The following is a 21,833-nucleotide window of genomic DNA, read 5'->3' as shown; positions in this document are numbered from 1 at the left end:
AACGGCGGCATTTTATGTATACCGTTGCATACCGACTTCCCAAAGGGATCAAGACAGGCTAAGGCAGCGACAGAGTTTCAGCCCTGCACGAAGGAAGCCCCATGACCAAGATCAAGGTGGAAAACCCCATCGTCGAGATGGATGGCGATGAAATGACCCGGATCATCTGGGACTTCATCAAACAGAAATTGATCCTGCCCTATCTGGATCTTGACCTGCTGTATTACGACCTCGGAATTGAGGCGCGCGATGATACCAATGACCGGATCACCATCGACGCCGCCGAAAAGACCAAAGAGGTGGGCGTTGCCGTCAAATGCGCCACGATCACCCCAGATGAGGCGCGTGTAGAGGAGTTTGGCCTGAAAGAGATGTGGCGCAGCCCCAATGGCACCATCCGCAACATCCTGGGCGGTGTCGTGTTCCGCCAGCCTATCATCTGCTCCAACGTGCCGCGTCTTGTGCCGGGCTGGACCCAGCCCATCGTTATCGGTCGCCATGCCTTTGGCGACCAGTACAAAGCCACCGACATGAAATTCCCCGGCCCCGGCAAACTCACGATGAAATTCGTGGGTGAAGACGGCACAGTGGACGAGCGCGAAGTCTTTGACGCGCCGTCCGCGGGCGTGTTCATGGGCATGTACAACCTTGATGCGTCGATCCGCGATTTTGCGCGTGCCTCGTTCAACTATGGTCTCAACCTTGGCTGGCCTGTTTATCTGTCGACCAAGAATACCATTTTGAAACAATATGATGGCCGTTTCCTTGAAATTTTTCAGGAGATTTTCGACGCCGAATTCAAAGACGCGTTCGACGACAAAGGCATCGAATATCAGCACCGTCTGATCGACGACATGGTGGCCTGTGCGATGAAATGGAATGGTGGCTTTGTGTGGGCCTGCAAGAACTATGATGGCGATGTGCAATCCGACACGGTGGCTCAAGGGTTCGGCTCGCTTGGCATGATGGCCAGCCAACTTATGACCCCGGATGGCAAAATCGTTGAGGCCGAGGCCGCACACGGCACCGTAACCCGCCACTACCGCCAGCACCAAAAAGGCGAAGCGACATCGACCAACTCCATCGCTTCGATTTATGCTTGGACCGGTGGGCTCAAGCACCGGGCAAAGCTTGACGACAATGCGGCCCTGATGACCTTTGCCACGACGCTGGAAAAGGTGGTGGTCGACACGGTCGAGGCCGGTTTCATGACCAAGGACCTCGCCTTGCTGGTCGGCCCGGATCAACGCTGGCTCACCACAATGGGTTTTTTGGAAAAGGTTGACGAGAATCTGAGCGCCGCTTTGGCGGGCTAAGTTGCACAAAAGATATGCATTGGGATCGGGCCTGCCATGCGCAGGCCCGTTTCATTGGACCATGCGCTAGAAATGTCAGCAAAGCTGCCCTAACTGAGGGCTATGGTCACAATCGACGAAACCAAACTCGCACACAGTGCACCGGACGATGCCCAAGGGCTGGGGCTCGGCGTGTTTCTGTGCGGCTTGGGCATGCATGTGCTAACCCATGTGGGCTTGATCACCGGGCAAACTGCGGGCATCGCGGTGATCCTCAGTTATCTGACCGGTTGGTCCTTTGGTGCAGTGTTTTTTGTCATCAACCTGCCCTTTTACGCGCTGGCATACCAACGGCTGGGGCTTCAATTCACGCTGAAATCACTGGCCTCTGTCACACTTTTGTCGGTCATCACGACGCTGTTGCCACTTGGGTTCACGATCCAGACACTGCACCCGGCTTTGGGCGCCGTGATCTTTGGCACGACTGTCGGCATAGGGCTCTTGGCGATGTTCCGTCACAACGGATCGCTCGGCGGTCTGGGCGTTGTCGCATTGCTTATCCAGGACCGCTATGGGTTCAAGGCCGGATATGTTCAGCTCATTTCTGACGCCGTGATCTTTGGCGTGGCCGCCCTGCTCTTCCCCATTTCGGTTGTCGGCTGGTCATTGCTGGGCGCGGTTGTCCTGAACCTGATCATCACATTTAACCACCGCCGGGATCGCTATATTGCGACTTAAGACCCGCGATTGTGGGTCTTGGCATACATCTGCGCGATCATCCGGCTGGCCGTCTTTTCAAACAGGCATGGAACCAGCGCATGAACAAGGGCGGCACCCCCGGCCAGAAACAAGCGCAGCGCAAAACCACCGGCAAAGACCGCATGCGCAGCATAGCTTTCGTCAACACTGCGTGGATGGCTCAGAAAAACACGGGTCAGCATCAAAGTCTCCCTTTTGGATCGCATCCAGCTTACCCACTGCCGCCACTTCAGTGTTCCCAAAATACCCAAATTTCAGCGCTTGTTACGGGAGAAAATCTCACATAACTAAACGATATGGATAATTATGACCATACAGACACTCGAATCCTCAACGAATTGCAACGCGATGCCGGGCAATCGCTCGAAGCCCTCGGCGAGGCAGTGGGGCTAAGCAGGAATGCCACCTGGCGGCGGGTCAAGGCGCTGGAGGAGGCCGGGATTATCACGGCGCGCGTGGCCCTGGTTAATCCGGTCAAGGTCGGTCAGGGGCTCATGGTTTTTATGCAGGTGCGCACCCACAGCCACGACCCGGACTGGCAGGCCAAATTCAACCGTGCGACGCGCATCATCCCCGGTATCCTGAGCGTGTACCGCATGACCGGCGACCTCGATTACCTGATCCGCGCGCGGGTACGGGACGTGGCAGGGTACGACGCACTTTATCAGCAACTGATCCACCAGGTTCCAATCGCGGATGTGGCCGCCAGTTTTGTGATGGAAGAGATCAAGGACAGCACTGCCCTGCCCCTTTGACCCTCTGCCGTTTCTGCAAACGGCGGCAAGAAGGATGGCCCGTGCGCGCCATTTCCGGGCAGTGACGCAACCGCGCGGCATTCCCCCTTCCTTTCTGCGGCGCAGCGCTATATGGCCCGCCACAACGCCCGCGATTGCGGGATATATGTTTCAGGCGCGGCAAGCGCGCCCCCGTTTAAAGAGGCCCGCTCATGGATCTGCGCAATATCGCCATCATCGCCCACGTCGACCACGGCAAAACCACGCTTGTGGACGAATTGCTAAAGCAATCGGGCACCTACCGTGAGAATCAGGCCACGACCGAGCGGGCCATGGACAGCAACGATCTGGAACGCGAGCGCGGGATCACGATCCTGGCCAAAGCAACGTCTGTCGAATGGAAAGGTACCCGGGTTAACATCGTCGACACGCCCGGCCACGCCGACTTTGGCGGGGAAGTTGAGCGTATCCTGTCCATGGTGGACGGTGTTGTTCTGCTGGTGGACGCCGCTGAAGGGCCAATGCCGCAAACCAAATTCGTGACCTCGAAGGCGCTTGCCCTCGGCCTGCGGCCCATCGTGGTTCTGAACAAGGTGGACAAGCCCGACGCGGAGCCTGACCGGGCGTTGGACGAATGCTTTGACCTTTTTGCCAACCTGGGCGCCGATGACGAGCAACTGGATTTCCCCGCGATGTACGCCTCGGGCCGCAGTGGTTGGGCCGATATGGAGTTGGATGGCCCGCGCAAGGACTTGAGCGCGCTGTTTGACCTGATCGTGGAACACGTGCCTGCACCCGCGCAAGTCGAGGCGCGCGACGAACCTTTCCGTATGTTGGCCACAACACTGGGTGCCGACCCGTTCATCGGGCGCATCCTGACGGGACGTGTCGAATCCGGGACCTTGAAGGCGGGCGAAACCGTCAAAGCGCTGTCGCGGGACGGCACACTGATCGAAAACTTCCGCTGCACCAAAATCCTCGCTTTTCGCGGTCTGGGCCAACAGGCTATCGAACTGGCCGAGGCCGGCGACATTGTCTCGCTTGCAGGCATGTCCAAAGCCACGGTCGCGGATTCGATTGTGGCCCCATCCGTGTCCGAGGCACTGCCTGCGCAGCCCATTGACCCACCGACCATCACCGTGACCTTCGGCATCAACGATTCGCCACTGGCGGGTCGCGACGGCAAAAAAGTGCAATCGCGCGTGATCCGCGATCGCCTGATGAAAGAAGCGGAATCCAATGTCGCAATCAAGATCAGCGACACCCCCGGTGGCGACGCATTTGAGGTCGCGGGGCGCGGCGAATTGCAAATGGGCGTCTTGATCGAAAACATGCGCCGTGAAGGGTTTGAGTTGTCTATCTCGCGCCCGCAAGTGCTGTTTCAAGAGATCGACGGCGTACGGCATGAACCGATTGAAGAAGCCACCATTGACGTCGATGACGAATATTCCGGCGCGGTGATTGAAAAGCTGACGGGTGTTCGCAAGGGCAACCTGGTGGAGATGAAGCCCGCCGGTGCCGGCAAAACGCGCATCGTTGCTCATGTGCCGTCGCGCGGTCTGATCGGCTATCACGGCGAATTTCTGACCGATACGCGCGGCACCGGCGTACTGAACCGCGTGTTCCACGAATGGGCCCCCCATAAAGGGCCGATCCCGGGCCGACGCGCGGGCGTGCTGATTTCGATGGAAAATGGCCAATCCGTGGCCTTCGCCCTGTGGAACCTGGAAGAGCGTGGGCGAATGTTCATCGGTGCCCAGGCTGACGTCTACACTGGCATGGTCATCGGCGAACACAGCCGCGAAAACGATCTGGAAGTGAACCCACTCAAGGGCAAGAAGCTGACCAACGTGCGGGCCTCGGGTACGGACGAGGCTGTCCGCCTGACGACGCCTATCACCATGTCACTCGAAGAGGCGATTGCCTATATCGACGATGATGAATTGGTAGAGGTGACGCCCAACGCAATCCGGTTGCGCAAACGCTATCTGGATCCGCACGAGCGCAAGCGGATGGCGCGGGCGTCCTAAGCTTTACATAAGGCTGCGCGTTACTGGGGCCTGGTGGCCCCAGACACACCGGTTTGCCGGGCTTTGCCCTTGAGGCTCGGACCCAGACCCCGGGATATTGCTGGCCGGAAGAAGCCTATTCGCTTGTCTCCACAATCAGTAGTTCACGCTCTGACGCGCCGCGCGCATGGGCCAGCGCGGCTTGATAGGCGGCAGAATGGTAGCAAGCCTCGGCTGTTTCCACATCAGGAAAGCGGGCAACCACGTTGCGCGGCCGATCCTTGCCTTCCAGCTGAACGTAACGACCGCCGCGCGCAATAAATGTGCCACCATGCGCTGCAATCGCCTCTGTCGCGCCGGCCGCGTATTTCTTGTAGGCCGCTTCATCCGTGACCGTGACATGGGCAATCCAAAGAGCAGGCATCATCGTTCCTTTCACCGTTGTATTGTGCAGAGCCTGCATATTTACGCGTCCGACACCACCCCCGACAGGGCCAGGGTGTCCAAATGAAAAGGGCGCCGCTTCCGCGACGCCCTGGGTACTTATTTGATGCATGGGCGACTATCCTTCGAGGATTTCACCGTCGAGGTCATCGCCGCCAGGGGCCAGATCAAAGTCGAGCCCGTGCGAGGCGCGAATCTTGTCCTCAATTTCAAGCGCGACCCGTTCGTTTTCTTTCAGGAACGCTTTGGCATTTTCGCGGCCCTGTCCGATCCGCTCATCGCCATAGCTGAACCACGAGCCTGACTTTTCGACCACGCCCGCTTTGACGCCCAAATCCAGCAGCTCGCCCATTTTCGAGATGCCTTCGCCATACATGATGTCGAATTCCACCTGCTTGAAGGGCGGCGCCACCTTGTTCTTGACGACTTTGACGCGCGTCGCGTTGCCGACTACCTCGTCACGATCCTTCAGAGAGCCGATACGTCGGATGTCCAGGCGCACCGAGGAGTAAAACTTTAGCGCGTTACCGCCCGTTGTCGTTTCAGGCGAGCCGAACATGACCCCAATTTTCATCCGAATTTGGTTGATAAAGATGACCATGCAGTTCGAGCGGCTGATCGAACCGGTGAGTTTGCGCATTGCCTGGCTCATCAGACGCGCTTGAACGCCGACATTGCGGTCGCCCATATCGCCTTCAAGTTCGGATTTCGGCGTGAGTGCTGCAACCGAATCCACGATCACCATGTTCACCGCCCCTGAGCGAACCAAAGTATCGGTGATTTCAAGCGCCTGCTCGCCATTGTCTGGTTGCGAAATCAACAGCTCGTCAATATCCACGCCCAGCTTTTTGGCATATTGCGGATCAAGCGCGTGCTCGGCGTCCACAAAGGCACAGACCCCACCCGCCTTTTGCTGTTCTGCTACGCAATGCAGCGTCAGCGTAGTTTTCCCAGACGATTCAGGGCCATAGATTTCGACAATCCGCCCCATGGGAAGACCGCCAATGCCCAAGGCGATGTCGAGGCCAAGAGACCCGGTCGAGCTTGCCGTTATATCCTGAATCGCGCCTTCGGTGCCCAGCTTCATGATAGAGCCTTTGCCGAACTGACGTTCGATCTGGGCCAGTGCGCTGTCGAGCGCCTTTTGTTTGTCTGCCGATTTTTTGTCTGTCATTGTCAAAAGGTCTGCCGTTGCCATGGATTTCGTCCTTTGTGTCATACCCGCTGGGGGGCGGCAATCACTGCCGGTTCTGCTTCGATGTTCTCTTTGTGTTCCTTATGAGATCAAAAGAAGAACATTTCAATAAAATTCTGTGCATCTACCTTTTGCCGCAGAGGGTTAAAGAGTAGTTTACGAACAAGGCCTGTTGGCAATAAATGAAAGAGGCGCGACAGATGTTGGTGTTCTACAAGGCGAGGCTCGCATTCTTGTCCGTGCCGAAAACGGGAACGACGGCCTATGAGACCGCGCTTCGCCCGCATGCGGATCTGGTGATTTCCGAGCCGTCCATGCTCAAACATGCGCCGGTCTATCGCTACAACCGCTTTATTCGGCCCATGTTTCTGAATGTCTGCGACGTCGAACTGGAACTGATGGCCGTCATGCGCGAACCCATCAGTTGGCTGGGCAGTTGGTGGCGGTATCGCCAGCGCCCTTTCATGCAAGGCAAACCTAACGCGACCCATGACATCAGTTTCGACGATTTTGTGCTGGCCTATATGAAGGGGCAAAAACCCGGGTTTGCCGATGTCGGCAGCCAGTTCAAGTTCCTGGAGCGTCAACCCAACGGAACGGGCGTCACCCACCTGTTCCAATATGAAAATCAGGCGCGATTGCTGCGGTTTTTGAGTGAGCGGCTTGGCGTAGCTTTTTCCCTGGAGCGCGAGAATGTGTCACCGGAGGTTCCCCTTTATCTGTCGCCGGAGGTCGAGACCAGGCTTCGGCGCAAGTTTGACCATGAATTTGCGCTTTACGACAGTATTCCCAAAGATTGATATGTGCGGCTAGTGCAGTTGTTGATGCACGGTTTCGGCCAGATCATTCAGCGAGAACGGTTTGGGCAAAAAGACCGAATTCGGTATCTTCTCTTGCTGATCGCTCAGCTTGTCTTCCGCATAGCCTGACACAAAGACGACCCGCACCTGCGGTCGTTCCTTGAGCGCTTCACGCACCCAGCTTGGCCCATCTTTTCCGGGCATGACGACGTCCGTTACAAACAGGTCTACGTTCAGCGTCTCGTCTTCCAGTGTTTTGAGGGCCGCCTCGGCAGAATCAGCCTCCAGTACCGTGTAACCACGCAAACGCAACGCCCGGCTGGCAAAAGCACGCACGGGTGCCTCGTCTTCAACCAAAAGGATCACGCCGTCGCCGTGTTTCGGCTCGCTCGACGGGACCACTTTGGGCGCAGTGCTTGCTTTTGGAACCGTCCGCTCAAGCACTGGGAACATGATCGAAAACCGCGTGCCTTGCCCTACCGTGCTGTCCACAAAGATGAAACCGCCCGTCTGTTTCACGATACCATATGCTGTCGACAGCCCCAGCCCCGTGCCCTCGCCGGTGCGTTTGGTGGTGTAGAATGGCTCAAACACTTTCTGGAGTTTATCGGGTGGAATACCCACACCCTGGTCGATCACGCGCAAGCACACATATTGCCCGGCCGGGACACTGACCCGGTCCCGTTCCAACGGTTCGGAAAGAGTCACACACTCGGTTTCGATCTGGATTTCGCCGCCGTCGGGCATCGCATCGCGCGCGTTGACCACAAGATTCATCAGAACCTGTTCAAGCTGCCTCTTGTCGGCTCGGATCGCCTTGAGGACCGGATCATGGGTCAAGGTCAGGCTCACTTTTTCGCCAACCAAACGGTTCAACAGATGGGTCAAATCAGCCATTGTATCACGTAAATCCAACTCTTCTGGCCGCAAGGTCTGCTTGCGCGAGAAGGCCAGCAACTGACCCACAAGGGCTGCGGCACGGTTGGCGTTCTGATTGATCTGAACAAGGTCGCTGTAATCCACATCGCCTTGGTCATGGCGCAGCAGCAAAAGATCACAATGGCCGGAAATGGCCGTTAGCAAGTTGTTGAAGTCATGCGCGACGCCGCCCGCAAGTTGCCCGATTGCTTGCATTTTCTGGCTCTGGACAAATTGTGCCTCAAGCGTTTTCAATTCGGTCGCATCGGCCAGCACCGCGATAATCGACGCCTCGCCCGCCTCGGTCATGGAACTGAGCGCGACCTGAACAAACATCTCTTTGTCCGGGCGTTTGAGGCGGAGAAATTCGGATTGCTGAACAGCGCGTCCCGACACGGTTTCGTCGAGCCAGTCAGCGATCGGACGCCCCAACCCTTCCATGAGATCCGACAAGTGCGCGCCCTCGACCAAGACGTTACCGATCAGATCGGCACCGGTCCGGTTGAAACCGCATACCAGTCCATCTGGCGTGAACCGTACAAGCGGGACAGGCAGATCCTCGAACCCCGCCCAGGTCGACACCTCAGTCGCCGGAGGTGGAGGCAGAAGGTAAATGGCACGGCGGCCAGCACCGGCGTCCACTTCGCACACCAATACATCGACATGGCCCTCTGCACCCGTAATTTGCGCAACCGCACCAGATACCATCGGCAACCGGTCAAACAGCCCATCGAGGGCTTTGACCCTGCGCCCCGCAATCGCACGTGCGCCGTCGTTCATATAAAGAACCGCACCGCCACGCCCTACCATGATCATGGGAAGGCCTGGGCCATCCGTTCCACGCCCCTGACCGGTATCTGGCACTGCTTCGAGCCGCCACAGCAGTTGATCCTCGCCCATCTGGTGCACCGCAAGGCGCATATGCCCTTTGCGGGTCACGATATCTTCACGTGCAGCGCCCTCAAGATCAGCCTGTGATTTCAGGCGGAAAAGGATGCCGCCCGGATTGGCAAAGGTGTTACGCAGAGAGTTGGCCAGTGTTTCCCCGCGCCGCGTCGCATAAGTGGCACGGGCCGCTGCATTGGCGCGCAACACCTCCCCATCAGCGGTACAAACGAAACTGGGCGAGGCATCTTTTTCGATGAAATCCGATATGGCGCCGATGGCCAGATCATGGGTCTTGCGCGTTTTGCGCGCCGTAACCGTCAGCACAAGGCCCAGCACCATCAGCGCACCCGCAGCGGCAATAAGCCCCATCTGAACAACAAGTTGCGGCGCAAGTGCCCCCATGACCCCAAGCAGGACAGAAACCGCCAGTAGCCCTTGGGCACGACGCGACCCATTTTGGGAAAACCGCGAAAGCCTGCTGTGCGATAGCGCGCTGTCTGGCACCAGAGACCTCCACATCTCGAATCATTGCCCGCTTTTGTGCGACAAGAACGGTTAATTGCGTCTTAACCCGGTTAACCCGAGGGGTGCTGACACGCTGAAGTCGTCGCCAAAAGCGCTGAATTAAACTTAGAGTTGAGTAAGCCTTGTTATTGTCGCTGCGTCAAGCGGGCGCAATAAAACCCATCCCCGGCCTGATCGACGGGCCAACCTTGAGCCTCGGCCAAGGTCCAATCGGGATGATCGTCCAGAAACCACGCAACGCAGCCCTCATTTTCGGCTGAAAAGACCGAGCAGGTCGCATAGACCAGAAGTCCACCCGGAGCCACATAAGCCCGAGCGGTTTCAAGTACATCAGCCTGCATTTGGGTCAATTCCGTCAGCCGCTCCGGCGTCAGCGCCCATTTCGCCTCTGGCGTCCGCCGCCAGGTGCCGGAACCCGAACAGGGCGCATCGCAAAAGACCAGATCGAATTGACCTGCCTGCGCCAAATCTTGGGAAGAGCAAAGAGTGATGTCATGCCCGCCACGCGCAGCACGTACCGGTATGTCTTGCATCCGCGCGGGATCAATATCGTGCGCGCTCACCTGCCAGCCCATCGCCGCAAGTGCCAGCGCCTTGCCGCCGCCACCTGCGCAGAAATCAAGTGCCCGGCCCTGCCCGATCAGACCGGCGACCGCCGCCTGGCTTGATGCATCCTGCACCTCTACATGGCCGCCCTGGAAACAGGGGCCATTGCGCACACGCCGCGCGCCTTCGGTCACGGTCAGCGCCGTGGCCGCACGTGGATTTGGGGCCGCAACCACCCCTTCGTCCGCCAAAGCAGCGATGGCGGCGGCGGGGGTCGTGCGCGCGGTATTGACCCGCAGTGTCACGGGCGCGCGTTCGGTCAAGGCGACTGCCGTGCGCTCGGCATCCGCGCCAAGGCCGTCCTGAAGATGCGGGATCAACCAATCCGGCATGTCCCACCGGATGCCAATGTCATCAGGCACCCCAGGTCGCAGGCGCTCCGCCTCCGACAACGGCGGCGGGCCATAGCCAGAACCGTCAAAAAGCGCCTCTATATCAGCATCTTGCGCCCGCAGTCGCCCAATCATCAGGGCCCGGCCGGTGGTATCACCGCCGCGCGCCGCGTCACTGCGCTTGTGACGCAAAACGTCAAAAACGTGATCACGCACGGCGGCCCGATCTTTGGATCCGGCATAACGACTGGCGCGCGCCCAACGGCTCAGCGCTTGTTCCGCGGCTTGGCCGACTGCCATCGCATCAAGGACTTCGATCGCCGCAGCGACCCTTGCACCAGGGGTCATCGTGTCAAATTCACTTCAATATCGCCCCACAAGACATTGATATTACATAATTCGATAGTTTGGAGATTCGCGCGTGATCTGAACGTCATGCACATGGCTTTCCTTCAGACCTGCGCCAGTGATCTTTACGAACTGACAGTTCTTGCGCATCTCGTCGACAGTGGCGCACCCGGTATAACCCATGGCCGCGCGCAACCCGCCGACCAGCTGGTGCACGACGGCGCCGGCAGAACCCTTGTAAGGCACCTGTCCTTCGATCCCTTCGGGCACCAGCTTGTCGCTCGCGGCATCCTTCTGGAAATAGCGGTCGGCAGAGCCGCGGGCCATGGCCCCAAGCGAGCCCATACCGCGATAAGATTTAAAGCTGCGGCCTTGATACAGGATGACTTCGCCCGGGCTTTCATCCGTGCCTGCGATCATGCTGCCAACCATGGCACAGGAAGCGCCGGCCGCGATGGCCTTGGCGAAATCGCCCGAGAACTTGATGCCTCCATCCGCTATGACCGGAACGTCGCCCGCCGCTGCGGCGCAATCCATGATGGCGGTCAGCTGTGGCACGCCCACGCCCGCAACCATGCGGGTGGTGCAAATGGAGCCTGGACCAATCCCAACCTTGATTGCATCCGCGCCAGCGCCAATCAGGGCGCGTGTCGCCTCGCCCGTGGCTACGTTGCCGGCCACGATCTGTACCTCGTTCGACAACGATTTGGCGCGGCGCACAGCCTCGGCGACACCTTCGGAATGCCCATGTGCGGTGTCGATCACGATCATATCAACGCCTGCATCTACAAGGGCCTGCGCCCGCTCAAAGCCTGCATCACCAACAGTTGAGGCCGCAGCCACGCGCAACCGGCCCAATTCATCTTTGCAGGCAGTTGGGTTCAACACGGCCTGTTCGGTGTCTTTGAGGGTCAAAAGGCCCGTCAACTTGCCGCTTCCATCAGTTACCAGCAGCTTTTCGATGCGGCGCGCCTTCATCAGGCTGATGGCCTCGTCCCGGTCGGCGGGTTCATGCAAAATGGCCAGATTGTCGGAACTCATCATAACCGAAACGGGCGTGGCGTCGTCGCTGGCAAAACGCATGTCGCGGTTGGTCACGATGCCCAGCACACGGCCTCGTTCGTCCACAACAGGAAAGCCGGTGACCCGGTAGCGGTCTTGCAAGGCCTTGGCATCGGCCAACGTCTGATCGGGGCGCAGGGTGATGGGGTTATAGACGATCCCACTCTCGAAACGCTTGACGCGGCGTATCTCGCGCGCCTGGGCATCGACGTCGAGATTGCGATGGACGACGCCCATACCACCGGCCTGAGCCATGGCAATAGCCATGCGCCCTTCTGTCACCGTATCCATGGCGGAGCTGAGCAGCGGGATGTTCAGATCGATGCGTTGCGTGACGCGGGTGCGGGTGTCTGCAGTGGCGGGCAGCACGCTGGACGCGGCTGGAACCAGCAGGACATCATCAAAGGTAAGGGCCTCGCGAATCTCCATATTACACCTCTTGGCTGGAGCCTTCATTTGGCACTTCCCTATTTCATGGGCGGCGGCTGATGGAAAGGGTGAAATGTCGATTGCGCACGCGGTATAGACCGGCAAGAGTAAGGCGCATGACAGAACACGCCATATGGCGCGATATGCGCAGAGCAATCGGAACGCTTTTTTTGGTGTTTTGTCCGACCCTTGTGGGGGCGCAAGAGCTTGGGTTTTATGCCTCAGGTTGGCCGATCGCGATGGCGGAGGCGGCTTGCGGCGGGGATGAGGGGTGCCTCACCGAACTTGCCAATTGCCCCACCGGCACGGACGGACGCTGCACTGCCCAAATCGGGCGCTGCGTTGAACCGGCGCAGGGCGGCGGGCAAACGGAAATACTGTGTACCGCCCGCCTGGACAAACGCGCCGTCACCTTGCGGCGGCCGGACGGATCCGGCGTCACCTTGAAACGCGCGAACAGGACGCAGCGCGCGGCATTGTGCCGCCCCGATCCAAACGCGGTGCCGACATGTTTGCGCTATGGCGCGGGCCGGGTGATATGTTTTCAACCGATCCTCGATCAAGCCACATTGATACGCTGGGCCAACGGCGAAGGAGATACCCAATGACCAACGCCTATGATGCGGGCCGTCTGAACCTGCCTTTCGTGGGCATCGCCACTTTTGGCAAGCGCCCCTATGTCGAGGACTGGGCTGCATTTGAGGCAGATGTCGCCATCTTAGGCGCGCCCTTTGACGCAGGCACGCAATGGCGGTCCGGCGCGCGGTTTGGCCCGCGCGCGGTGCGCGAGGCGTCGACGCTGTTCAGCTTTGGGCATGCAGGCGCTTATGACCACGAAGACGACGCCACTTATTTGCCCGAAACCGTGCGGATCGTGGACATGGGCGACGCTGACATCATTCATACCGATACCGAAGGCAGTCACGCCAATATCGAAGTGGGCGTGCGTGCAGCCCTGAAGGCTGGGGCCCTGCCGGTGACCATCGGAGGCGATCATTCGATCAACATTCCCTGCATCCGCGCCTTTGACGACCAAGGCGACGTTCACATCCTGCAAATCGACGCGCATCTGGATTTCGTCGACGAACGGCACGGGGTGCGGCACGGGCACGGGAACCCGATGCGACGGGCGGCGGAATGTGATTACGTCACGGGGTTGACCCAGGTGGGTATCCGCAATGTCAGTTCAACCGCCAAAGAAGGCTATGAAGATGCGCGAGCCATGGGTTCCGACATCCTGTCGGTGCGCCAGGCGCGCGCTTTGGGGCCCGAGGGCGTGATTGCCCGTATTCCCAAGGGCGCGCGGGTCTATATCACGATCGACATTGACGCCTTCTGCCCCTCCATCGCGCCGGGCACGGGCACGCCCAGCCATGGCGGCTTTCTCTACTATGATGTTCTTGAGATGTTACAGGCGGCGGCCAAACGGCACGAGATTGTGGGCATCGACCTTGTTGAGGTCGCTCCTGATTACGACCCAACGGGCAGCACCGCGATCCTGGCGGCGCAAGTGCTGATGAACCTTCTTGGCTTTATTTTCCACGCACGCCTGGGCGCATAGGTCCGGGGGGCTCTGCCCCATCGGAAGGCCGGTGTGCCCATAACGAACCGTGAAAAGGTGACGCGTCCGGCCTGCCGATGTCGTTTGATGGCTTTCGCCCCGCGTGGGGGACAGTATGTTACGCCAAGTCAAATCATCCGAGGCCTCCATGAGCACTGATCCTCTTGTCGTTTTCACTCCCTCTGGCAAGCGTGGCCACTTTCCCGCAGGCACCCCTATTCTGACGGCGGCACGGCAATTGGGCGTTGACCTCGATTCCGTCTGTGGCGGGCGTGGTATCTGCTCCAAGTGTCAGATCACCCCCAGCTACGGCGAGTTTTCCAAACATGGCGTGACAGTGGAAGAAGACGCGTTGTCCGAATGGAACAAGGTCGAGCAACGCTACAAGGACAAGCGCGGGTTGATTGATGGCCGTCGCCTGGGCTGTCAGGCCACTGTACAGGGCGACGTCGTGATTGATGTGCCCCCCGAAAGCCAAGTCCACAAACAAGTCGTGCGCAAGCGCGCCGAGGCCCGCGATATCGTCATGAACCCCTCGACCAAGCTCTTTTTTGTGGAGGTCGAGCAACCCGATATGCACGAGCCATCAGGCGATCTGGAGCGGTTGGTGCGGGCGATCGAAGCGGATTGGGGCATCAGCAATATCCACGCCGATCTGCACATTCTACAATCGTTGCAACCGACCCTGCGCAAGGGCGAATGGAAGGTCACAGCGGCCATACACCTCGGCGACGCCGAGAACGCGCCGCGCATCATGCACCTGTGGCCGGGCTATTACGAGGGCACCATGTATGGCCTTGCCGTCGATCTTGGTTCCACCACCATTGCGGCCCATTTGTGCGATCTGATCACGGGCGAAGTTGTGGCGTCCTCGGGCATCATGAACCCTCAAATCCGTTTTGGCGAAGACCTGATGAGCCGGGTGAGCTATGGCATGATGAACGCGGGCGGCGCGGATGAAATGACCCGCGCCGTGCGCGAAGGAATGAACGCCCTCTTCACCCAGATCGCGGCAGAGGCACAGATCGACAAGGGCCTGATCGTCGACGCGGTCTTTGTGTGCAATCCGGTCATGCATCACCTGTTTCTGGGCATTGACCCGTTCGAATTGGGCCAGGCGCCTTTCGCCCTTGCCACCTCTGATGCGATGCGCCTGCGCGCTGATGACCTTGATCTGAACATTCATCCCTCGGCCCGCGTGTATCTGTTGCCCTGCATTGCGGGGCATGTGGGCGCGGATGCGGCGGCCGTCGCCCTGAGCGAGGCACCCGACAAATCCGATGACCTCGTTCTGGTTGTCGATGTCGGCACCAATGCCGAGATCCTGTTGGGCAATCGTGACAAGGTTCTGGCCTGTTCCTCGCCCACCGGCCCCGCCTTTGAGGGCGCGCAGATCACATCCGGTCAGCGCGCCGCCCCCGGCGCCATCGAGCGGGTTGAAATTGATCCCACCACCAAAGAGCCGCGTTTTCGCGTCATCGGCGTTGATCTGTGGTCGGAAGAGGACGGATTTGCAGACGCCACCGCCGTCACGGGCATCACCGGCATTTGCGGCTCTGGCATCATCGAGGCGATTGCAGAGATGCGCCTGGCGGGCCTCCTGGACCCCTCTGGCCTGATCGGGAGTGCCGCACAGACCGGCACAACCCGCTGCATCGCGGACGGGCGCACGCACTCTTACGTCCTGCATGATGGCACGGAAACCGGCGGGCCTCTCATCACCGTCACGAACCCCGACATTCGCGCCATCCAGATGGCCAAGGCCGCACTATATTCTGGAGCGCGCCTGTTGATGGACAAGTTCGGCGTCGACCGCGTGGACCGGGTTGTGCTGGCCGGTGCATTCGGTGCGCATATCTCGCCCAAACATGCCATGGTGTTGGGCATGATCCCCGATGCGCCCTTTGAAAAGGTGACTTCTGCCGGAAATGCTGCGGGCACCGGGGCGCGCATCGCGCTTTTGAACATCGAAGCCCGATCCGAGATTGAGGCCACCGTGCGCCAAATTCACAAGATCGAAACCGCCATCGAACCCCGCTTTCAGGAGCACTTCGTGAACGCCTCCGCCATTCCCAATTCTGCCGATCCGTTTCCGATCCTCAATAGCTTGGTCAGCCTGCCCGAGGTCAGCTTTAACTCTGGCGGCGAAAATGAAGGCGGCGGCGGTCGCCGCAGGAGGCGGCGCGCATGAGGGCCCTCCTTGCACTGTTCCTGCTCTGCGCCACACCATTGGCCGCGCAGAATATCATACCCAAAGGGCAAGGCGATGCAGCCCTTTTCGCGGCCCTGCAACAGCCCAATCAGATCGTGGATGGTGCCGCAACCTGGCCCATTGATTGGGATCGTCAGGCCCCCCTCGATCTGATCGTGCAGGCCGTCTATGCGAGCGCCTATGGCGGCAACGCAACCAGCTTGGAATACCGGATCGTAACGCCGGTTCAGGGCGGTTATGTGATGGGTGCCCCCTTTGAGTTGCCCGGTGCCGGGATCAAGGAGGTCCAGACCCATCCCGAAGGCGCAGTGTTGATCCAGTATCAGTACCGCGATGGCGACCCGCGCTGCTGTCCCAGCGGAATTGTGTCCACCATCCTTGCGCGGGTTGTTCCATGAGCAACGCAGACCAAGAGGCTTTTTGGGGCAGTGACGCAGGTGACAAATGGGTTGCAATGCAGGACCGGATGGATCGCCTGTTGCAGCCGGTTCTCGATCTGGTGCTTGTGGCGGCAAACTTGCCCCAGGGCGCACGGGTGCTCGACATCGGCAGCGGCACAGGGGCCAGCGTGGCCGCCGCCGCGTCACTTGTGGGGCCCTTAGGTCATGTCTCCGGCGTCGATATCTCCGACCCGATGCTCGCCCTGGCAAAGACGCGGCTACAAGACCACCCGAATGCCGCAAACCTCAAGGCCGATGCACAAATCCATCCTTTCATGGCGCAGAGCTTTGACGCCATGATCTCGCGCTTTGGCATAATGTTTTTTGCAGACACAACTGCGGCCTTTGCCAATATCGCGCGCGGCCTGGTGCCCGGCGCGCCGCTGACTTTTGCGGCCTGGGGCCATGCAGCCAAAAACCCCTACTTTATGCGCGCCGCAGCGGCTGCCACGCAGGTCTTTGGCCCGATGGAGAAGGTGGACCGCACTCTGCCCGGCCCTTTCGCCTTTGAGGATGCAAACCGGATCATCCCGATGCTGAAAGCCGCCGGGCTGGTCGATGTGACCTGTCGCCCGGTCGAGCTTTGTCTTACCCCACCGGGTGATCTGGATGATTTTACAGCGCTTTTGTGCGAGATCGGCCCCGCCGATCGCGCCCTGCGCCAATTCGAGGCAACCGCTGAAGATCGCGCCCGGCTCAGAGAAGCGCTGCGCGCACAAATGGGGGAATTTGCAGGCGCCAATGGAATCCGCGTGCCTGCTTTGATCAATCTCTACCAAGCTCGTACCGCTGCCTGAGCTGCCGCAATCCCCCTTGACGGCCTTGCGCCCCTTGCCTATCTCGGCGACAGGGCACGCGGGTATGGTGAAAAGGTATCACGGCAGCTTCCCAAGCTTTAGTTACGAGTTCGATTCTCGTTACCCGCTCCAGCCTCCGGCACAGTTTCGCACGCCCCGTGCTGCCAAGTGACGCGTTGCACATATATTGTGGCGGGGTAAAATGTGACCGTCCAACAAAAAGGCAAATCGCGTGAAACACTCCGTTCCGATCCGGCGCGACCCTTATCTGGTACTCGAAGACGCGCTGCGAAGCGGTTGGCAGACTGTTGATACAATTCCGCTGCGGGGCGAAGGCACATTTATGGTCATCACCTTGTCGGGGCTGCACCGGCGAGCCAAGAACCGGCGTGATTATCGGCGCTTTCGCAAGGCGGATGGGTATGGGCCAAAACGGATCACCGTGAACGCAGTGGACAGTGGCAATTACCTGGGCGCGATTGCCTGGAAATGGGACACTCCGACAGACCAATAGCGCTTGCCGCACTGCCCCCCAAACGGTAAGAACAGACAAGGAACGTAAATCGCGCTACCAGTTTGGGCATTGATCCTTTGACTGCAGTGGCGTTGAAGGCGGGACACGAGGGCGGGCACATGCTGACATCTGTGGAACTCTGCGCAGGCGCGGGCGGTCAGGCCCTCGGCTTGGAACAGGCCGGGTTTGCGCATACGGCCCTCGTTGAGATCGACAAACACTGCTGCAACACGCTGCGCCACAACCGCCCCCAATGGAACGTGTTGGAAGAAGACCTGCGCATTTTCAAGGAACGTGCCGCCGACTATCGCGGTATGGACCTGCTGGCCGGTGGCCTGCCCTGCCCGCCCTTTTCCATCGCGGGCAAACAGCTCGGGGAAAAAGACGAGCGGAACCTGTTCAACGACGCCATAGACATCATTGATGCAGCCCGCCCGCGCGCTGTGATGATCGAAAATGTACGCGGCTTTCTGGGCGCCGTCTTCCACGACTACCGCGAGCGGCTGAAGACGCAGTTGGATGCTCTGGGCTACAAGACCGACTGGCGGCTGCTTAATGCGTCGGATTACGGTGTGCCGCAACTGCGCCCGCGCGTGGTGATCGTCGCGGTTGAGCAAACGCGGTCCGAATACTTCGACTGGCCAGAGGCGCATCCGCATAATCCTCCGACCGTTGGTGAAACCCTGCGTGATTTGATGGGGGCTGGTGGCTGGCCCGGTGCCGATGCCTGGGCCGATAAGGCAGACGAGATTGCACCGACCATCGTGGGCGGGTCGAAAAAGCATGGCGGTCCCGACCTCGGCCCCACGCGCGCCCGCGCGGCTTGGGCCACGTTAGGGGTTGAAGGGCGCACTGTTGCGCCAACACCGCCAGAGGCCGATCATGTCGGCATGCCGCGCCTGACTGTGCCGATGGTCGCGCGCATTCAGGGCTTTCCCGACGACTGGCACTTTACCGGGGCCAAGACCAATGCCTACCGCCAGGTCGGCAATGCCTTTCCCCCACCCGTGGCACATGCCGTGTCCGCACGGATCGGCAAGGTTCTGCGCAAACGGGTGTTGCGCGCCGTCGGATGAAGGCGCGCGTTCCGGACAGTATCGTCACGCCGGGGCACCCCGATTACCCGCTGTTGAACAGTCTCGCCAATGATATCACAGCGCGGGCGGGCGGCACCGACCCACTTGCCCGCGATTTCGCGACCATGCTGCGCCAATGCATTGACGATGTGATCATGACGCCCAAGACCGGGCGACGATCCTATGATGAACTTGAAAAGACGGAAAAGACCTATATCGGCACGCGGGTCGAGATTGAATTGCGCGCGCTTTTGAACCTGCCGCGCGGGCGGTTGGATACGCGACTCCAAGGCCATGACGTTGACATCAAGAACACGATGGGCAGCAATTGGATGATCCCGACCGAGGCGGTGGATGCACCGTGTATCCTGGTGGCAGCGGATGAGGTGCGGGCGACATGTTACCTTGGGTTGATCGTGGCGCGACCTGACTACCTGACGGCCGGTCAGAATAAGGACGCCAAAAAAACCGTGTCTGCCGAAGGATTCGCAAACATCTTCTGGCTTTTGCGCGACCACCCCTATCCACCCAACTTCTGGCGGACGGTGCCTGCGGACGTGACCACACGGATATTCGCGGGCAAGACAGGCAACGCGCGGATGGCGGCCCTTTTTCGCGAAATCCAAGGTGTTCCCATCACCCGCGACGTGGTCGAGGCAGTGGCGCAGCAACGCGATTTCATGCGCCGGATCAGAGCGGATAACGGGCGCGGTACAAGGGATCATCTGGCGCGCGAGGGCATTCTGCTGCTTTCGGGTCAATATGATGCCCCGCTGATCGCGGCCCTCGGGTTGCCCGCTTGTGATCCAAGCGCCTTTATTTCCCACAGGCCCGTCAGCGGTGAGGCGCGTAACCTTGCCGCTCAACATGGGATCATGCTTGGCTGACACATGCGGTCACGGCTGCGTGCGCCCAGTGACATGTGCCTTGCGGACGCGCCGCCCAGGGTGCACATCACGGGACAACAAGGAATTCAACATGCCCCAAACGCCCACCTTTTGGCAGATCGCCACCGACCGCAGCGTGACGATGCGCGCACTGCGCATCGCCTTGATCGTGGGCACCGTGATTGCGCTGATCAACCATGGTGACCGGATGATGATGGGTGGCATGGACGCCATTGCGTGGCTCAAATGCGCGCTCACCTTCCTTGTGCCATATTCCGTCTCGACATACTCTTCGGTCATGGCAGTCCGCGACAGGCTGCAAAGCCTTGAGGACGCCTGACTTTTGAACATTCTTTTTGTGATGTATGACCAATTGCGGTTTGACTACCTCAGCTGCACGGGCCATCCGCATCTGCACACACCGCATTTTGATCGCGTGGCCCAGATGGGTGTGCGCTTTACCAATGCCTATGTGCAATCGCCGATCTGTGGCGGGTCACGCATGTGCTACTACACTGGGCGCTATGCCTCTTCGCACGGGGCGCATTGGAACGGCTTTCCGCTGCGCGTGGGCGAACAGACCCTGGGGGATCACCTCCGCCGCCTCGGCATGTCCTGTCACCTCATCGGCAAAACCCATATGAAAGCGGACGCGGCCGGCATGGCCCGTCTGGGGTTGGAGCCGGACAGCATCATCGGTGTGCGACAGTCCGAATGCGGCTTTGATCCGTGGATCAGGGACGACGGTCTTTGGGCCGAGGGGCCTGATGGGTTTTATGACGAAAAAAGAAGCCCTTACAACGAATACCTCAAGTCCAAGGGCTATGACGGGACGAACCCGTGGTCGGACTATGCGAATGCCGGCATCAAGGACGGCCAGATCGCGTCGGGCTGGATGTTCGACAACACGGACCTGCCTGCCAACATCCGCGAGGAAGACAGCGAAACGCCCTGGCTGACCGGTGAGGCCATCAAGTTCATTGATCAGGCCAAGGGGCCATGGTGCGCGCATCTGAGCTATATCAAGCCGCATTGGCCTTACATCGTGCCAGCGCCCTACGCGTCGATGTATGGGGTGCATCATGTGCCTCCCGCGATCCGCGACGCAGGCGAGCGGGAAAATGCGCACCCCGTTTACAACTCGTTCATGAGTGGCCCGGTGGGTCGCGCCTTTCAGGATGACGAGGTTCGGCAAAAGGTCATCCCCGCTTATATGGGTCTGATCAAGCAATGCGATGATCAGTTAGGGCGGCTACTGGATCACTTGGAAGGAACCGGCCAGATGGACAGCACGATGATTGTGCTGACCTCAGACCACGGCGATTACCTTGGGGACCACTGGCTTGGGGAAAAGAACCTGTTTCACAACCCCTCGGTCAAAGTGCCCATGATTATCTATGATCCGCGCGGCAGCGCCGATCCCACCCGTGACACCGTCTGCGACGCTTTGGTCGAATCCATTGATCTGGCCGCAACGTTTATCGAGGCGGCGGGCGGCGCAGTGCCCGACCATATCGTCGAAGGGCGCAGCCTGTTGCCGTGGCTTGCAGGTGAGACGCCCGATTGGCGAGACTACGTGATTTCGGAATACGACTTTTCCGCGCAGCCGGTGGCCGTCAAGCTGGGTCTGGAGCCGCGCGATTGCCGCCTCTTCATGGTGTTTGACGGCCGGTTCAAGCTGATGTATTGCGCGGCGCCGGGCCTCCGGCCGATGCTGTTTGACCTGCAAAACGACCCGGACGAGTTGGTGGACCTGGCCAAGGGCACCGATCATCAGGCCGAGATTGATCGCCTGACCACATACCTGCACGACTGGGGCTTGCGCATGTCGCAACGGGTCACCCGTTCTGAGGATGACATCAAGAACATGCGCGGGGCATCCAGCGGCAAGGGTGTGCTGCCCTTTATGAAGGACGGGACAGAGGTTGATCCGCATCTGACCGTCAAATACCGGGGCCCTGCGCGGCAAAACTATCTTGATCCAGATGACTAAGGCACGCAG

At 59.6% G+C, this 21,833-nt stretch carries 21 protein-coding genes and 1 tRNA gene; 16 read left to right on the top strand and 6 right to left on the bottom strand.

Going from position 1 to position 21,833, the window contains the following annotated elements:
- The first annotated feature begins 101 nt into the window (after window positions 1-101).
- Window positions 102-1,316: an NADP-dependent isocitrate dehydrogenase gene (locus tag Q1A44_RS16600; protein ID WP_299627506.1), complete on the top strand. Its 1,215-nt coding sequence runs from the start codon at window positions 102-104 to the stop codon at window positions 1,314-1,316.
- 102 nt (window positions 1,317-1,418) lie between these two features.
- Entirely contained in the window at window positions 1,419-2,033 is a 615-nt protein-coding gene (locus Q1A44_RS16595) for a YitT family protein (protein ID WP_299627504.1), read from the top strand.
- Here the strand turns inward: Q1A44_RS16595 and Q1A44_RS16590 are convergent.
- On the bottom strand, window positions 2,030-2,236 hold the full coding sequence (locus tag Q1A44_RS16590) for a DUF6356 family protein (protein WP_299627502.1): 207 nt from the start codon (window positions 2,234-2,236) through the stop codon (window positions 2,030-2,032). The genes Q1A44_RS16595 and Q1A44_RS16590 overlap by 4 nt on opposite strands.
- Window positions 2,237-2,350: 114 nt before the next feature.
- Here Q1A44_RS16590 and Q1A44_RS16585 point away from each other — a divergent pair, with 114 nt between their 5' ends.
- A complete protein-coding gene (locus tag Q1A44_RS16585; protein ID WP_299627500.1) occupies window positions 2,351-2,809 on the top strand; it encodes an Lrp/AsnC family transcriptional regulator in 459 nt (152 codons plus the stop codon).
- Between the two features lie 191 nt (window positions 2,810-3,000).
- The gene (gene typA / locus Q1A44_RS16580) at window positions 3,001-4,818 is read left to right on the top strand and encodes a translational GTPase TypA (protein ID WP_299627497.1); all 1,818 of its coding nucleotides are present in this window, start codon (window positions 3,001-3,003) and stop codon (window positions 4,816-4,818) included.
- 115 nt (window positions 4,819-4,933) lie between these two features.
- On the opposite strand, the gene Q1A44_RS16575 is transcribed toward typA, so the two are convergent.
- Both Q1A44_RS16575 and recA read right to left on the bottom strand, forming a co-directional pair.
- The gene (locus tag Q1A44_RS16575) at window positions 4,934-5,221 is read right to left on the bottom strand and encodes a DUF1330 domain-containing protein (protein WP_299627753.1); all 288 of its coding nucleotides are present in this window, start codon (window positions 5,219-5,221) and stop codon (window positions 4,934-4,936) included.
- A 138-nt stretch (window positions 5,222-5,359) separates the two neighbouring features.
- Complete coding sequence (recA, locus tag Q1A44_RS16570) at window positions 5,360-6,439, bottom strand: recombinase RecA (RefSeq protein WP_299627495.1); 1,080 nt, start codon at window positions 6,437-6,439, stop codon at window positions 5,360-5,362.
- Window positions 6,440-6,636: 197 nt separating this feature from the next.
- Here recA and Q1A44_RS16565 point away from each other — a divergent pair, with 197 nt between their 5' ends.
- Complete coding sequence (locus Q1A44_RS16565; RefSeq protein ID WP_299627751.1) at window positions 6,637-7,236, top strand: gamma-glutamyl kinase; 600 nt, start codon at window positions 6,637-6,639, stop codon at window positions 7,234-7,236.
- Between the two features lie 9 nt (window positions 7,237-7,245).
- Here Q1A44_RS16565 and Q1A44_RS16560 read toward each other — a convergent pair whose 3' ends face one another.
- The 3 genes from Q1A44_RS16560 to guaB all read right to left on the bottom strand — a co-directional run bounded on the left by Q1A44_RS16560 (window position 7,246) and on the right by guaB (window position 12,344).
- Complete coding sequence (locus tag Q1A44_RS16560; protein ID WP_299627749.1) at window positions 7,246-9,444, bottom strand: ATP-binding protein; 2,199 nt, start codon at window positions 9,442-9,444, stop codon at window positions 7,246-7,248.
- Window positions 9,445-9,692: 248 nt separating this feature from the next.
- Window positions 9,693-10,853: an RsmB/NOP family class I SAM-dependent RNA methyltransferase gene (locus Q1A44_RS16555; protein WP_299627493.1), complete on the bottom strand. Its 1,161-nt coding sequence runs from the start codon at window positions 10,851-10,853 to the stop codon at window positions 9,693-9,695.
- Between the two features lie 42 nt (window positions 10,854-10,895).
- Window positions 10,896-12,344, bottom strand: a complete 1,449-nt coding sequence (gene guaB, locus Q1A44_RS16550) for an IMP dehydrogenase (protein ID WP_299627491.1) — start codon at window positions 12,342-12,344, stop codon at window positions 10,896-10,898.
- Between the two features lie 116 nt (window positions 12,345-12,460).
- Between guaB and Q1A44_RS16545 the strand changes: the two genes are divergently transcribed.
- The 11 genes from Q1A44_RS16545 to Q1A44_RS16495 all read left to right on the top strand — a co-directional run bounded on the left by Q1A44_RS16545 (window position 12,461) and on the right by Q1A44_RS16495 (window position 21,824).
- The gene (locus Q1A44_RS16545; RefSeq protein ID WP_299627489.1) at window positions 12,461-12,952 is read left to right on the top strand and encodes a hypothetical protein; all 492 of its coding nucleotides are present in this window, start codon (window positions 12,461-12,463) and stop codon (window positions 12,950-12,952) included.
- Window positions 12,949-13,905, top strand: coding sequence for an agmatinase (speB, locus tag Q1A44_RS16540; RefSeq protein WP_299627487.1), 957 nt, complete (start codon window positions 12,949-12,951; stop codon window positions 13,903-13,905). The genes Q1A44_RS16545 and speB overlap by 4 nt, the downstream gene beginning before the upstream one ends.
- Window positions 13,906-14,053: 148 nt before the next feature.
- The gene (locus Q1A44_RS16535; protein ID WP_299627485.1) at window positions 14,054-16,096 is read left to right on the top strand and encodes an ASKHA domain-containing protein; all 2,043 of its coding nucleotides are present in this window, start codon (window positions 14,054-14,056) and stop codon (window positions 16,094-16,096) included.
- Window positions 16,093-16,515 (top strand): hypothetical protein, encoded by a 423-nt coding sequence (locus Q1A44_RS16530; RefSeq protein WP_299627483.1) that lies wholly within the window; start codon window positions 16,093-16,095, stop codon window positions 16,513-16,515. Before Q1A44_RS16535 ends, Q1A44_RS16530 begins: the two co-directional genes overlap by 4 nt.
- Complete coding sequence (locus Q1A44_RS16525) at window positions 16,512-17,354, top strand: methyltransferase domain-containing protein (RefSeq protein WP_299627481.1); 843 nt, start codon at window positions 16,512-16,514, stop codon at window positions 17,352-17,354. The genes Q1A44_RS16530 and Q1A44_RS16525 overlap by 4 nt, the downstream gene beginning before the upstream one ends.
- A 58-nt stretch (window positions 17,355-17,412) precedes the next feature.
- Window positions 17,413-17,486 (top strand) — tRNA-Gly (locus tag Q1A44_RS16520).
- A gap of 100 nt (window positions 17,487-17,586) precedes the next feature.
- Window positions 17,587-17,868: a hypothetical protein gene (locus Q1A44_RS16515; protein WP_299627479.1), complete on the top strand. Its 282-nt coding sequence runs from the start codon at window positions 17,587-17,589 to the stop codon at window positions 17,866-17,868.
- Between the two features lie 119 nt (window positions 17,869-17,987).
- Window positions 17,988-18,944, top strand: a complete 957-nt coding sequence (locus tag Q1A44_RS16510) for a DNA cytosine methyltransferase (protein ID WP_299627477.1) — start codon at window positions 17,988-17,990, stop codon at window positions 18,942-18,944.
- The gene (locus tag Q1A44_RS16505) at window positions 18,941-19,831 is read left to right on the top strand and encodes a NaeI family type II restriction endonuclease (protein WP_299627475.1); all 891 of its coding nucleotides are present in this window, start codon (window positions 18,941-18,943) and stop codon (window positions 19,829-19,831) included. Before Q1A44_RS16510 ends, Q1A44_RS16505 begins: the two co-directional genes overlap by 4 nt.
- Before the next feature lie 91 nt (window positions 19,832-19,922).
- Window positions 19,923-20,171 carry a nitrate/nitrite transporter NrtS gene (gene nrtS, locus Q1A44_RS16500; protein WP_299627473.1) on the top strand — a complete coding sequence of 83 codons (249 nt, stop codon included), beginning with the start codon at window positions 19,923-19,925 and terminating at the stop codon, window positions 20,169-20,171.
- A gap of 3 nt (window positions 20,172-20,174) precedes the next feature.
- Entirely contained in the window at window positions 20,175-21,824 is a 1,650-nt protein-coding gene (locus tag Q1A44_RS16495; RefSeq protein WP_299627471.1) for a sulfatase-like hydrolase/transferase, read from the top strand.
- Window positions 21,825-21,833 lie beyond the last annotated feature (9 nt).

The sequence above is a fragment of the uncultured Tateyamaria sp. genome (assembly GCF_947503705.1).
Taxonomy (GTDB): Bacteria; Pseudomonadota; Alphaproteobacteria; order Rhodobacterales; family Rhodobacteraceae; genus Tateyamaria.
Note: the sequence above shows the minus strand (reverse complement) of the source record. Positions and strands in the feature narration are given on the sequence as shown.

Coding starts and splice junctions, on each gene's coding strand:
- Q1A44_RS16585 (WP_299627500.1), top strand. CDS start 2,351: ATGGATAATTATGACCATACAGACACTCGAATCCTCAACGAATTGCAA.
- nrtS (WP_299627473.1), top strand. CDS start 19,923: ATGCCCCAAACGCCCACCTTTTGGCAGATCGCCACCGACCGCAGCGTG.
- typA (WP_299627497.1), top strand. CDS start 3,001: ATGGATCTGCGCAATATCGCCATCATCGCCCACGTCGACCACGGCAAA.
- Q1A44_RS16560 (WP_299627749.1), bottom strand. CDS start 9,444: ATGGGGGCACTTGCGCCGCAACTTGTTGTTCAGATGGGGCTTATTGCC.
- Q1A44_RS16575 (WP_299627753.1), bottom strand. CDS start 5,221: ATGCCTGCTCTTTGGATTGCCCATGTCACGGTCACGGATGAAGCGGCC.
- Q1A44_RS16600 (WP_299627506.1), top strand. CDS start 102: ATGACCAAGATCAAGGTGGAAAACCCCATCGTCGAGATGGATGGCGAT.
- Q1A44_RS16530 (WP_299627483.1), top strand. CDS start 16,093: ATGAGGGCCCTCCTTGCACTGTTCCTGCTCTGCGCCACACCATTGGCC.
- Q1A44_RS16555 (WP_299627493.1), bottom strand. CDS start 10,853: ATGACCCCTGGTGCAAGGGTCGCTGCGGCGATCGAAGTCCTTGATGCG.
- Q1A44_RS16590 (WP_299627502.1), bottom strand. CDS start 2,236: ATGCTGACCCGTGTTTTTCTGAGCCATCCACGCAGTGTTGACGAAAGC.
- Q1A44_RS16565 (WP_299627751.1), top strand. CDS start 6,637: ATGTTGGTGTTCTACAAGGCGAGGCTCGCATTCTTGTCCGTGCCGAAA.
- Q1A44_RS16545 (WP_299627489.1), top strand. CDS start 12,461: ATGACAGAACACGCCATATGGCGCGATATGCGCAGAGCAATCGGAACG.
- Q1A44_RS16510 (WP_299627477.1), top strand. CDS start 17,988: ATGCTGACATCTGTGGAACTCTGCGCAGGCGCGGGCGGTCAGGCCCTC.
- Q1A44_RS16525 (WP_299627481.1), top strand. CDS start 16,512: ATGAGCAACGCAGACCAAGAGGCTTTTTGGGGCAGTGACGCAGGTGAC.
- Q1A44_RS16535 (WP_299627485.1), top strand. CDS start 14,054: ATGAGCACTGATCCTCTTGTCGTTTTCACTCCCTCTGGCAAGCGTGGC.
- Q1A44_RS16505 (WP_299627475.1), top strand. CDS start 18,941: ATGAAGGCGCGCGTTCCGGACAGTATCGTCACGCCGGGGCACCCCGAT.
- speB (WP_299627487.1), top strand. CDS start 12,949: ATGACCAACGCCTATGATGCGGGCCGTCTGAACCTGCCTTTCGTGGGC.
- guaB (WP_299627491.1), bottom strand. CDS start 12,344: ATGGAGATTCGCGAGGCCCTTACCTTTGATGATGTCCTGCTGGTTCCA.
- recA (WP_299627495.1), bottom strand. CDS start 6,439: ATGGCAACGGCAGACCTTTTGACAATGACAGACAAAAAATCGGCAGAC.
- Q1A44_RS16595 (WP_299627504.1), top strand. CDS start 1,419: ATGGTCACAATCGACGAAACCAAACTCGCACACAGTGCACCGGACGAT.